The organism is Marinobacter litoralis (genome assembly GCF_016427555.1).
Classification (GTDB): domain Bacteria; phylum Pseudomonadota; class Gammaproteobacteria; order Pseudomonadales; family Oleiphilaceae; genus Marinobacter; species Marinobacter litoralis_A.
This window is the reverse complement of the sequence record NZ_JAELVS010000001.1, coordinates 813,937-826,213: the sequence shown is the minus strand read 5'-3', so window position 1 is coordinate 826,213 and position 12,277 is coordinate 813,937. Positions and strand designations below refer to the sequence as shown.

Annotated in this window: 12 protein-coding genes and 1 pseudogene; 6 read left to right on the top strand and 7 right to left on the bottom strand. The window is 55.4% G+C overall.

Annotation, left to right across the window (positions count from 1 at the left end; translation table 11 throughout):
- The first annotated feature begins 4 nt into the window (after positions 1-4).
- Positions 5-1,324, top strand: coding sequence for a phosphate regulon sensor histidine kinase PhoR (gene phoR, locus JAO79_RS03690; protein WP_199005785.1), 1,320 nt, complete (start codon positions 5-7; stop codon positions 1,322-1,324).
- Here phoR and JAO79_RS03685 read toward each other — a convergent pair.
- Complete coding sequence (locus JAO79_RS03685; RefSeq protein ID WP_199005784.1) at positions 1,321-2,160, bottom strand: response regulator; 840 nt, start codon at positions 2,158-2,160, stop codon at positions 1,321-1,323. The two genes, phoR and JAO79_RS03685, sit on opposite strands and share 4 nt — an antisense overlap.
- Before the next feature lie 227 nt (positions 2,161-2,387).
- Between JAO79_RS03685 and JAO79_RS03680 the strand changes: the two genes are divergently transcribed.
- The 4 genes and pseudogenes from JAO79_RS03680 (at position 2,388) to JAO79_RS03665 (ending at position 6,318) form a co-directional block, all read left to right on the top strand.
- A complete protein-coding gene (locus JAO79_RS03680) occupies positions 2,388-3,623 on the top strand; it encodes a lytic murein transglycosylase (protein WP_199005783.1) in 1,236 nt (411 codons plus the stop codon).
- Positions 3,624-4,361: 738 nt separating this feature from the next.
- Positions 4,362-4,466, top strand: a pseudogene (locus JAO79_RS16540) (PEP-CTERM sorting domain-containing protein); the annotation flags it as partial.
- 122 nt (positions 4,467-4,588) lie between these two features.
- A complete protein-coding gene (locus JAO79_RS03670) occupies positions 4,589-5,617 on the top strand; it encodes a metal-dependent hydrolase (RefSeq protein ID WP_199005782.1) in 1,029 nt (342 codons plus the stop codon).
- Positions 5,617-6,318 carry a pseudouridine synthase gene (locus tag JAO79_RS03665; RefSeq protein ID WP_199005781.1) on the top strand — a complete coding sequence of 234 codons (702 nt, stop codon included), beginning with the start codon at positions 5,617-5,619 and terminating at the stop codon, positions 6,316-6,318. The genes JAO79_RS03670 and JAO79_RS03665 overlap by 1 nt, the downstream gene beginning before the upstream one ends.
- On the opposite strand, the gene JAO79_RS03660 is transcribed toward JAO79_RS03665, so the two are convergent.
- Entirely contained in the window at positions 6,315-6,806 is a 492-nt protein-coding gene (locus JAO79_RS03660; RefSeq protein ID WP_199005780.1) for an asparaginase domain-containing protein, read from the bottom strand. The genes JAO79_RS03665 and JAO79_RS03660 overlap by 4 nt on opposite strands.
- 178 nt (positions 6,807-6,984) lie before the next feature.
- Here JAO79_RS03660 and JAO79_RS03655 point away from each other — a divergent pair, with 178 nt between their 5' ends.
- Positions 6,985-7,614 carry an HPP family protein gene (locus JAO79_RS03655; RefSeq protein WP_199005779.1) on the top strand — a complete coding sequence of 210 codons (630 nt, stop codon included), beginning with the start codon at positions 6,985-6,987 and terminating at the stop codon, positions 7,612-7,614.
- Positions 7,615-7,618: 4 nt separating this feature from the next.
- Here the strand turns inward: JAO79_RS03655 and JAO79_RS03650 are convergent, their stop codons facing one another.
- The 5 genes from JAO79_RS03650 to JAO79_RS03630 all read right to left on the bottom strand — a co-directional run bounded on the left by JAO79_RS03650 (position 7,619) and on the right by JAO79_RS03630 (position 12,203).
- On the bottom strand, positions 7,619-7,909 hold the full coding sequence (locus JAO79_RS03650; protein ID WP_199005778.1) for a type VI secretion system PAAR protein: 291 nt from the start codon (positions 7,907-7,909) through the stop codon (positions 7,619-7,621).
- Positions 7,910-8,020: 111 nt separating this feature from the next.
- A complete protein-coding gene (locus tag JAO79_RS03645) occupies positions 8,021-8,632 on the bottom strand; it encodes a Yip1 family protein (RefSeq protein WP_199005777.1) in 612 nt (203 codons plus the stop codon).
- A gap of 258 nt (positions 8,633-8,890) precedes the next feature.
- Positions 8,891-9,097 carry a cold-shock protein gene (locus JAO79_RS03640; RefSeq protein ID WP_008939715.1) on the bottom strand — a complete coding sequence of 69 codons (207 nt, stop codon included), beginning with the start codon at positions 9,095-9,097 and terminating at the stop codon, positions 8,891-8,893.
- A gap of 263 nt (positions 9,098-9,360) precedes the next feature.
- Positions 9,361-9,741 (bottom strand): fluoride efflux transporter CrcB, encoded by a 381-nt coding sequence (gene crcB, locus JAO79_RS03635; protein WP_199005776.1) that lies wholly within the window; start codon positions 9,739-9,741, stop codon positions 9,361-9,363.
- Between the two features lie 14 nt (positions 9,742-9,755).
- Positions 9,756-12,203: an acyl-CoA dehydrogenase gene (locus JAO79_RS03630; RefSeq protein ID WP_199005775.1), complete on the bottom strand. Its 2,448-nt coding sequence runs from the start codon at positions 12,201-12,203 to the stop codon at positions 9,756-9,758.
- Between the last annotated feature and the right edge of the window lie 74 nt (positions 12,204-12,277).

The following is a 12,277-nucleotide window of genomic DNA, read 5'->3' as shown; positions in this document are numbered from 1 at the left end:
ATTGATGCGGTATAACTGGTCCCGATATTTGCGACTGATTTTGGCCGGGCTCGCCGGAACCACCCTGGTTGGCTGGTACTTTGGCTTCCCGCTGTACGGCCTGCTTACCGGGCTGATACTTTATTTGTGGTGGACCTTGTTACAGGCCCGCCGCCTTTACCAGTGGCTGGGCAATCCCAGCGCGTCTGACGAGCCACCCCAAAGCATCGGCATGTGGGGGCATATTTTCGACAGCCTTCACAAGCTGCACCAGGGCCATTTGAGCAAGCAGGACACACTGCGTTCGCGCATTAATCGGGTGCAGGATTCCACCAACTCCATGCGGGAAGGCGTAATCATGACCAACGCCCGGGGTGAAATGGAATGGTGGAACGATGCGGCCGAATACCTGTTGGGCTTCCAGCGTAGCACCGACCGCGGGCAGTACATACAGAACCTGATTCGATCTCCGGCCTTCAAGACCTACTTCGAAGCCCGAAATTATGCGGAGCCTCTTGAGCTGAATTCACCCGCCAAGCCGCATATTCATCTGGAGTTCCAGATTAACCAATTTGGCGATGACGACCGCTTAATCGTGGCCAAAGATGTCACCCGCCTGTTCCAGCTTGAGCAAATGCGTCGTGACTTTATCGGAAATGTCTCGCACGAGATGCGCACGCCGCTAACGGTGATCAGCGGCTACCTGGAAACGCTCGCCGATCACCTGGAAGAACTGCCGCCGAAATGGCGCCGGGCGATCCATACCATGCAGTCACAGTCGTCACGGATGGAAGCGCTGATTACCGACCTGATCCTGCTATCGAAGATTGAAACCGGCGAACATACCGTTGATCAGGTGCCGACCGACGTTGACGTTATGCTCCACCAGATACGAAACGATGCCAAAGCGCTCAGCGGTGAAAAAGGTCACCAGATCGACATCCAGGTGACCGACCAACGCCTGCTCAAGGGCGACCGCAGTCAGCTTCGGAGCGCCTTTTCCAACCTGATCTTCAACGCGGTGAAATACACACCCCAGGGCGGTCACATTACGGTGACGTGGAACAGCGATCGGGACGGTGCTCACCTGACCGTTGAAGATACCGGCATAGGCATTGATCCGGTGCACATTCCTCGGCTAACGGAGCGTTTTTATCGTGCTGACCCGAGCCGGCATCAGGGCACCGGTGGCACTGGCCTCGGGCTGGCCATCGTCAAACACGTGCTCATCAACCACGATGGCCATCTGGAAATTCGCAGCAACCTCGGCGAGGGCAGTCGATTCATCTGCCATTTCCCCAAGGAGCGTTTGGTTGAGCGTCCGCCGGAGGACACACCGAGTTAAACGGCTCCTGAACGGAACCGGGCGACGAATCGGGACAAGTCCTCCAGCTTTTTCGGATCTTCATCCACGAATCGGATGATCACGCTGACGAAATCCGTGTCTTGCCGCTTATCGACCGCCTGCAACTGGTGCACATACCCGTTCAGACGCGCCATCGCGCCTTCACCGATATCGATATCCACAACCGCCTGATCCAGGATGCCCGGGAAGTCCTGATCCCGTTTGGCGACCACCCGCACTTCGGTCAGACTGATATCCTTTACCACTGATTTGAGCGTACTGTCTGAAAATCTCACCGCCGCTACATTCGCCGCTCGGGGCGGAGTCCGGTTCGGCGGCGCAGCTTTTTGCTCTGTATCAGGCACATCCCGCTTCTGCGTGAGCAGATCTGCAGATTCTGAAAACGCTCCAGCCGGACCATTGGGTGGCGAAGCCTTTTGCCCGCCTGCCAATTGCAGCCGAGGTCCCATCACCTTCAGAATCTTCCTGCTGAGCCCCTCCGGATTGAACGGCTTACCCAGATACTCAGACACGCCCTCTCTAACAGCTTCGATGACATGGCCTTTATCGCCCCGGCTGGTGATCATGATAAAGGGCACTTTTTCGTATTGCGGCTGCTGGCGCATCCACTGCAACAGCTCCAGGCCCGACATTTCGGGCATTTCCCAATCACATAACACCAGATCAAAAGTGGTTCGCGACATAAGCGACTGCGCCCGGCGACCATTTTGAGCATCGGTTGCTTCAATCATCGGAAAGCGCTGTCGCACGGTCCGCTTGATAAGGTCGCGCACAAAGCTGGCATCATCCACCACCAACGCCTTCAGACTCACCATAACCGCCATCGCTCCGAAGCTACCAAATGCCTTCAACTATAGTGCATTCACCGGGCCCTGTGGCGGAGGCCGTACAAAAACACAACAATCCAGAACCGATCACCTCCCCATTAAACAATTGTCACCTGTCCATCATGACGGCGCTGTTTCCTTGGCCGGAAAACACGCTACCATGGCCGTTCCGATATCTTTATTTCAGGCTTACGAGGTTCACTGTGGCTCAGCTTATGACACGGACGACATTACGAAGTGCAATTACCGTCTTAACCTTCTCTGCTCTGGCTATCACAACGCAAGCGGACACCGTGTCGGAAGCCGAACCCACAAAGTCCGAAAGCGCCTTCGCTGAGTGCAAAGCAAGCTTGCATGACAAGGCCGTTCAAGGAGGCGTAAGCGAAAAAACAGCCTCAGCTGTACTGGCAGACGTTGAATACCTGGAGCGAGTGATTGAACTGGATCGCCGCCAACCCGAGTTCACCACCACCTTTGCGGACTATTTCAACCGCAGGGTCAACGAAGCCCGCATTACCAAGGGCCGGGATTTGCTCCAGGAGCACCGCGACCTGCTTGCACGCGTCACCGATGAAACTGGCGTACCCGCCCCTTACCTTTTAGCATTCTGGGGTCTGGAAACCAATTTCGGCAGTTATTTCGGGAAAATGCAGGTACCCAGCGCTTTGGCCACTTTGGCCTGCGATCCCCGGCGCAGTGGCTTTTTCACCGAACAGTTTGTCGCCGCGTTACAAATCATCGACGAAGGCGCCATTCCGCTCGAGCAGATGGAGGGTTCCTGGGCAGGGGCCATGGGCCACGTGCAGTTTATGCCGACGGTATTTTTGCAGCACGCAGTTGATGCCGACGGTGATGGCCGACGAGATCTCTGGAACAGCCTGCCGGATGCCATGATGTCGGCCGGTCGGTTCCTGCAGTCGATGGGCTGGGACGGTGATTATCGATGGGGGCGCGAAGTGCTGATTCCTCGCAATTTCGATTTCAATCTGGCCGATGGCCGCCGCCTGCCACTGAGCCAGTGGAACAAACTCGGCATCACCGACGTATACGGTCACGCTCTTGACGACGAACCCATTAACGCAGCGCTGGTGGTTCCCGCTGGGCACCAGGGCCCGGCCTTTCTTGCGTACAACAACTTCCGTGTGATCATGGGCTGGAACCGCTCCGAATTTTACGCCATTTCCGTCGGCCACCTTGCCGATCGCATTGCCGGTGCCGGCGGACTGGAAAACCCACCGCCGGAGGATCAGCCAGCACTGTCAAGGAACCAGGTCATTCAGCTGCAGGAGACCCTGAGCGACAAAGGCTACCCCAGCGGAAAAGCCGACGGCATTCTGGGCTCGAACACCCGTAAAGCCATTCGTGCGTTCCAGAAATCGGAGGGCATGGTTGCGGACGGTTTTCCCTCGGCGCAGTTGCTTGAAAAACTCGGAATCCAGGCTGGCACCTGAGTTCGAGCGTCAGCATATTTAACACTCCGATAATCCAGTGCTGCCACAAAAAACGCTCACGCTCTAAAAATCATTAGCTTGCATATAACGGCATGAGTATTGCTCCCTCCGACTCGCAGTAAAAACAAACACCCCAATCATGTCTGCAGTAGATTGGAATGCCCCGAGCTTTTACAAACCCAAGCAAATGGGGCGTCACGGAGGAGACTTACCATGATATTTCGTTTAATTGGCAGCGCTCTGATGGCTGCCGCATTAACTTTTAGCGCCAACAGCTTTGCTGTACCCACTCTGGACTTTGATGTCGACGGCCCGAATTCCTCAGTGAATTCAGCAGGCCTTTCACTCTGCTCAGGATGCTCTGTCAACCTGACGCTCGACGGAAATCTGGACAACCAGATCTTCAGTTTGGCGGCTGGCGACAGCTACACCTTTGATTTCTTTGATGCAGTTCTTTATGGCCCCGCTTCCGGCTGGGGTGCCATTGGTGGTTTTGTTAATGCAACTTTAGCCTTTTCCTCACCCGCTGCAGTTGATGCAAATGGAACCGGTCTGGGAGGGGCTGCCTGGGGCTGGTTGATCGGATTTGGTGGAACAGGCGGCCTGACCTTTGGTCTTGGTGGACAACCTAGTGACATTACCTTGGCTGATGGCTCTGTGTTCGGGGTCGAATTTTCTACGGTTGGAGATTCATGTCGTGGCAAAGGCTGTACCTTAGCCCAAACCGTTAGAGCAAAAATTACAGCTAAGAATGTTGTCGCCTCTGTCCCTGAGCCCGGCACACTGGCGCTGTTGGGGTTAGGCTTGGCCGGACTCGGCCTGTCCCGGCGCAAGAAAGCCTGAATACGCAGTCTGACCCACTGGTGGCATTCGTTGTCGCCAGTGGGTCCTTCCCTCCCGCGTGAAGTCCTGATCAAATCCGCGCATAATATTAGCACCTACACCAACGATATTATCCGGACTCCATGGACTCGATCACCCAAATAGCGCTAGGTGCCTCAATTGCCGGTGCGGTTGCAGGCAAGACCCTTGGCCGAACGGCTCTTCTGACCGGCGCTGCTCTCGGCACCCTGCCTGATTTGGATATATTGATCGACTATGGCACCGCTGTTGCCAACTTCACCCAACATCGGGGTTTTAGCCATTCGCTATTGGTGTTGGCCCCGCTGTCTCTGCTGATTGCCTGGGGACTGTCCCGCTGGCAGCCTCAGTTGTCCTTCCGCCGATGGCTAACGCTGGTCGGGCTGGTGCTGCTCACTCACCCACTGCTCGACACCTTTACCACCTACGGTACCCAATTGTTCTGGCCATTCGGCGGGCCACTGGCGATCAATAGCATTTTCATCATTGACCCACTCTACACCCTGCCCTTGCTGCTCGGGTGCGCTTGCTTCCTGATTCGCCCACCCGCCGCTAAAGCGCTCGCGCTGGGTTTGTTGGCATCATCGCTGTATCTGGGGTGGACCGTTACCGCTCAGTACCTGATCACCGAGCGGGTCAAGCCGGCTCTCGCCGCTGCCGGCCTGAACGATGCCGCATTAATGGTGCAGCCGACGCCGCTCAATACGGTCCTGTGGCGGGCAACCGCGATCAACGATGACCTGCGGGTGGAAATCGTGACAGGCTTTTTCGACGGTGACAGCGAAATAACACTGGAGTCGTTTCCCCGCAATTCTGAGCTCGCGCAGTCGGTTTCGCACCTTCCGGAAGCCCAACGTCTGGAATGGTTTACCAAAGGATTCCTCCACTATGAGCTCAACGGGCAAAAGATAACGGCAACCGATGTCCGCCTCGGTATACCCGGTGCACATCCATTCACCTTCGTACTGGCCGAGGTAGACGGTGCCGATCTCACACCACTGCCCAGCGGACAGCTTCCCCGCCCGGCCATGAACCCCGCCGCCCTGCCTTTGCTCTGGTCTCGGCTCACGGGTCGAACACCGGCACTGTGCCTGCGTACACTCAGTGTGCCGCTGGACAAAGGCAACTGTTAATGCGACTGGATCAATACCTTTCCACCAGCACCGCGCTCTCACGCAAAGAAGCGAAAAAAGCCATCAGCCAAGGACGGGTAAGCGTGGAAGGTGTATCAGCCCGCTCTGCGAACTTGCAGGTGGCTACGGACGCGAACGTCGAACTGGATGGCTCCGCGCTGCGTTTGCCGGGTGAGGTCTATTTGATGATGAACAAACCCGATGGCGTCATCAGTGCAACCTCCGATAGCAGCCAACCTACGGCGGTTGATCTGCTTCCTTCCTCGTTGGCTTCGAAAGTTCATATCGCTGGCCGTCTGGACAAGGACACCACCGGATTGTTGCTTCTGACCAGTGATGGCCGGTGGTCACACCAGGTGACATCACCCCGGCGCGACTGCCCGAAAACCTATCAGGTTCAATTGGCCGAACCGCTTGGTAGCAAGGCCAAGGTCCAGCTTGAAACGGGCGTTGTGCTCAAAGACGAAGACAAACCTACCCTCCCGGCGTCGGTGGTGGAGTGTTCAGAAACCGTGATTGAGCTGACAATAAAAGAAGGGCGTTACCATCAGGTGAAGCGAATGCTGGCGGCCGTGGGCAATCACGTGACCGGGCTACACCGATTGCGAATCGGCACAATCACCTTGGACCCGGCATTGGCGCCGGGCCAATACCGGGAGCTGACCGAGAACGAAATTCGTTCTATTGCCGAACGTGCCTAACCGGCGTCATCCGTACGCTCGAACTTTTGAGCAGCCAGGTTTTTACGCACCGCACCGGCCTCAAAGATCTCTCCGTTCATCGCTATGTAGACGCCAGGCGGCAGCAGCTGCACCGCCGACCAGGCAAAGCCAATGTTAAAGATTGCATCGGTGCGGCGCATCCTCGCAGGCTGCATGGCCCCCGTCAGCACGATCGTTTTGCCGGCAGCTTGCTTCAGCACCTCTCCGGTTTCGGCCATGGTATCCGTACCATGGGTGATCAGAATCCGTTGACTGGAAGTTTTGTTGACCGCCTCAAGAATGAGCGTACGGTCGTCATCTGTCAGCTCCAGACTGTCCTTGCGCATCAGTTCGCGCAGAGCATAACCGCCATGAATGTTGGACTCTGTCAGCAGTTCCGGCAACAAGCTATCGCCAATTTCAAACTGGCTATTGGCATCAAAATACACTTTGTCGATGGTACCGCCAGTGGTCAGTATTTGAATCATAGGCTACTCGATTTCACTGTTCATCGGATCTGGCCGCTACTATATCAGCGCGACGCCTGCGACGCAGGCCCGGAATACGGTTATTCATAAGCCCCTTAAGCCATATCGAAAATCCTTGTTTGTCTTATTTTTCGTTCAACCGTAAGATGGCGCACCTTTTTGGTGCAATAGGACTGGTATGGGTATTCGTAACGAAAGGTTGCGCTGGAAGCTCGCATTCGGATTGCTTAAAGCGCTTCATCTGGAGAATCTGGCGCAACGATACAGCCGCAAGACGGTGCTTGCCGGTTTCAATCTGATTAACGGTGGCCTGAGCATTGCGTTGGTGGCCTTTGTCGCTCTGATTACCCAGGAAGCGTTTATATTTCCGTCGCTCGGTGCCACGGCGTTTATTCTCTTTTACATTCCGATGGCTCAACCCGCCTCGCCAAAAAACACCTTATGCGGCCATTTGATTGGCGCATTAATGGGTTTGCTCAGCCTCTATTTGTTCGGTTTACAAGAACAATCATCGGCGTTTCTGACAGGCGTGGACCTTCCTCGCGTTGGAGCCGCGGCCCTATCACTCGGGTTAACGGGATGCTTGATGGTGCTCTTTAATGTTGCGCACCCACCAGCGGGCGCAACAGCCCTGATCGTATCCCTGGGCTTGATGCCAGACCCGGCCCAGCTGCCCGTGTTGATGGCAGGCGTCGCTTTGCTGCTCGTTCATGCTTTTGCCATGAACCGGCTCGCTGGCATTCCTTATCCGCTCTGGTCGACTGAAACCACCACGGCCGGATCGGCAGCCTCCTCACCGGCTCAGTAAGCCATCAGCTACCGATAATAACGGTGCCGCTGCCGAGCGTTACCCCGCCACAGGATACAGCGCTGCCAGTGATTGCCGCGGGCTGCCCGTTGATCATCACGGTCGCTGAGCCTGCGGCAATGGCCCGGGGATGGGGTGGGTGTTTTGGTTTGGAGTGAGGCGCTAAAGGATCGCCTAACCTGGCAACGGGCTTGCCGTCAACCAGAACATCAGGAGAACCTGCAATAACAGGCGTGGGTGGAAAGCCAGCGTGATCCATGCCCAGATCACCCAAAAGCACAATGGGCTTACTCATCATCTGATTCCTTTCAAAATAGAGTTCGGGGCCGCCATCCTATAATGATTGCGACCCCAACCCAAGCCGGCACGTTCATCCTTAGACGTGCCGCACATTACCGGAGAACACTCAGCCGCTGATGAAGACCGGACCAACCCCCAGGTTCCACAGAATGACCGAGCCAACGCGTGTTGAGACCAGTATCACCAGCGCAACCGTTAACAAGGCACCGCCATACATGACCGCCCGCTCTTTCTCGATCCCCATAACAATGGGCAAGCCGTCGTACATCAGCCACGCACTGTAGGCAGCGGCCCCCAAGAACACAAAGGCGTTAAACCAGGGAACCGGATACAGCAGCGCGAAGCCTGCCAGGAACATGGGTGTACAGGAATAAGCCGCAAGCGCAATGCCGTTGGAAGGCACGTGTTCTTCCTTCGCGCCGTAGGTTTTAGCCATCCAGTTGATGGCATAGCCCAGAGCAAACACACCCACCAGCATCGCTATGTAGGTCAGAATGCTCAGCTGTAGGGCGCTGATTTCGGTTAACTTGATCAACCGCTCGTTACCGACTGTCCAGCCGAAATAGGCGGTGGAGATATAGGCGCAGATTGGCGCAATGGAAGCTAAAGCCAACACATAGGCGACGTAAAGCTTCATCGGACTTTCATGTTCTTTACGTATCGATGCCCATTCCTCATCGGGATGGGTAAAGAGACCGAACGCATGAGAAAGCAGCATAGACTACCCCGCATTTTACTGTTGTTAGTATCGGGACACACGGCACCTGAAACCAATCAGGCTTTCTGCCGTTTGTAATCTTAACTATAGTCAAGAACGAGGCGCGCAACAGAAACATTTGATTCTATTTCGTTCATAGCCCCGCGCGGTCAGATCATTTGGTTCTTGTGAGCGGCCAAATCAACGGTTTAGCTATCGCCAGAAACGCAAAAAGGCAGCCGAAGCTGCCTTTTCAATGCTGTGCCTGAATCTTACAGATTACAGAGCTACAACGTTCTCCGCCTGAGGACCTTTCTGGCCCTGAGTTACGGTGAACTCGACCTGCTGGCCTTCGGCCAGAGTCTTGAATCCTGAGCCTTGGATGGCGCTGTAGTGAACAAATACGTCCGGGCCGCCTTCACGAGTGATAAAGCCAAAACCTTTTGCTTCGTTGAAGAACTTAACAGTACCGGTAACAGTAGACATACGTAAACTTCCTGAAATCAATCATTTTATCTGCTGCCACGCACCCTTTTGGTGCTGGTCAGCGTGTATACGGAAAAACTGAACTCGCGGGATCAAAAACAGGACGGCACTACTAACTGCGGAGGTACGTCTTATTCATGAACTGCTTTGCAAATCTTTCCTTCAGGAAACACTCTACTCTGGAAAATCTGGCTTGCCAAGGGTCTTGGTAGAATTTTGTGTAGGTAAAGATACACAGGCCCGAATCGGCGTGTTTTCGAGCATTAGCCTCTAAACAATGCGAAGGTCCAGAAACCCAAAGCGGTCATCAATATCGAGCCGACAACGTGCAACACGATGCCGGTTAAGGCCGCAGCCCACTTACCGCCTTGAAGCGCGGCAAACATTTCCAGGGAAAAGGTCGAGAAGGTTGTCAGGGCACCACACAGCCCGGTTATCGCGAACAAACGCCATTCTGGAGCCAGCGAACTGTTATGTGTGAAAAAACCAATCAGTACGCCCACCAGCCAGCCACCGCTCAGGTTGGCTGCCAGGGTGCCCCAAAGTACAACGTGGTAGGACGAGTTCAACCACAGCCCCAACGCCCACCGAAGGTTGGCACCAATGACGGCACCAACACTTACGGCAAGGGCAGACAGCCACATCTCAGCTCAATTCCTCAAGCCGGGTTGTGGTCGATAAGCGTGTCCTTGTTGCGGGCAAACTCATCAAACGGGAAGTCGTCCACGGTCAGCATTTCCAGCACCAAGGCTTCATACTCACGCATAAAGTCGGCCTCTTCCTGAGTGAACACGTCCGCCTTCAGAGCCGCCTCGAAACGCTCTTCCGGGTGCAAGGCTGTCATCGGCAGATCACCTTTGGCGTAGGCTTTGGTGGCCTTCCGATACAACTGTTCCGCTTTGTCGTAGTCTTTCAGCAGGTGGTTGTACTGGGCTACTGGATTCGGCACATCGCTGTCACCGTCAGTGGTCCAGGTACCCGCCAGCAACTTGTTGCGCAGCGGTGTATCTTTGGAGATGGCCTGAGCCAAAGCCCGGGTCAGTTTGTCGTTTGGCTCTGCCCAGCAACGGCCGAGCGGCAGCGTAATAACCCGTAGCGCGATGGCCACCGGACGGTTCGGCAAATTCTTGAGGAACTCGTCGAGGGCAGTCTCGGTGCGGTTCAACAGCAAGGTCATGCTGTATTCCATCAGTTCCTTCTCGCCTTCAGCCGGCTGTCCTTCGTGCCAGTTCTTCAGCACCATGGAGCCCAAATACAGGTTCGCCAGCATATCGCCCAAACGCGCAGACAGCAGCTCACGCATCTTCAACTCGCCACCCAGGGTGGACATAGCCGCATCGGCACACAGGCCAAAGGCAGAACTGAAACGCGCCAACGCCTGAGCGTATTTGCTGGAAGCACTGTCGAGAGGCACATCCGCTTTACCGATACCCAAAGCTTGGGTGAAGGCACGCGCGGCGTTACCGAAGATCAGTCCGGCATGGCCAAAGAAGGCTTCGTCAAAGGCTTTGAGGTCGTCGTTGTCTTTGGCGGCCAGCTCTTTCAACACATATGGATGGCAACGAATAGCACCCTGCCCGAAGATCATCAGGCTGCGGGTCATGATATTGGCACCCTCCACCGTGATGGATACCGGCATGCCACTGTAACCTATTCCCAGATAGTTGCGTGGCCCCAAGGTGACCGCTTTACCGCCGTGAACGTCCATGGCGTCGGTCAGAATGTCACGCTGGAACTCGGTCAGGTGGTATTTCAGGATGGCAGACGGCACCGCCGGCTTCTCACCCTTATCAATCATGTTAGCCGTGTGATTAACCGCAGACTGAGCAATGTAGGTCTTACTGGCAATTCGCGCCAAAGGCGCCTGCACACCTTCCATTTCAGCCACCGGGGTATTGAACTGGCGGCGAACACGGGTAAAGCCACCCGCCGTACCTACCGAGTATGCCGCTGCGCCGGCAGCACCGGAGGGCAGTGTGATACAACGACCAACCGACAGACATTCAACCAGCATGCGCCAGCCCTGGCCGGCCATTTCCTGACCACCGATGATGTAATCCAGCGGAATAAACACATCCTTACCCTTGATCGGCCCGTTCATGAACGGAGAACCAATCGGGCAATGACGACGGCCAATTTCCATGCCCTCGGTATCACGAGGAATCAATGCACAGGTAATCCCATGATCTTCGGTTTCGCCCAGCAGGCCGTCAGGGTCAAACATCCGGAACGCCAGGCCAACCACCGTGGCCACCGGGGCCAAGGTAATCCAGCGCTTCTCGAAGTTAAGACGGATACCCAACACTTCTTTCCCGTCAACTTCCTGCTTGCACACGATACCGGTGTCAGGCAACGAGGTAGCGTCAGAACCGGCACGAGGCCCGGTCAAACCGAAGCAGGGAATCTCGCGGCCATCGGCCAGACGAGGCAGGTAATGTTTTTTCTGCTCTTCGGTACCGTATTTCAGCAACAACTCGCCAGGCCCAAGAGAGTTTGGTACGCCAACGGTGACCATCAACATTTCATTGGCGGCCAACTTTTGCAGCACCGCCGTCTGGGCTTTCGCCGAGAAGCCCAAACCGCCGTATTCTTTCGGGATGATCATGCCGAAGAATTTCTCTTTCTTCAGAAAATCCCATAACTCTTTGGGCAGATCGGCACGCTCAACCGCCAGATCCCAGGCATTACACATGCTGATAGCCTGGGTGCACTGGTTGTCCACGAAAGCTTGTTCTTCTTCATTCAGCCCGCTGTGACGGTTGATCAACAGGTTGTGCCAGTCCGGCCGACCGGTGAACAGTTCACCATCCCAACCCACGGTGCCGGCTTCCAACGCGACCTTCTCTGTTTCCGAAACCTTGGGCGCCACTTTCTTAAAGGTTGCGAACACCCGAGGAGTCAGCCAGTTGATGCGGAATTGAGGCAAACCCGCAGCCGCCGTAATCGCTGCACCGATGAACAGCACCAGGCTTAACCAGCCCGAGCCGACAAACAGGGATAACACACCCACCACCAACATCACACCAATGGCATGCTTGGCGCCTGACTCTCGACGCATCACAAACAGCAAGCCGGCTATTGCCGCCAGAAAAAGAATCAAAGTCATTTCAGGTTCTCTCTGTCTTCCATGGATTAAAGCCTTCGTCGTATTGACCGAAGGCTTCGGCTAATGATTCGTTT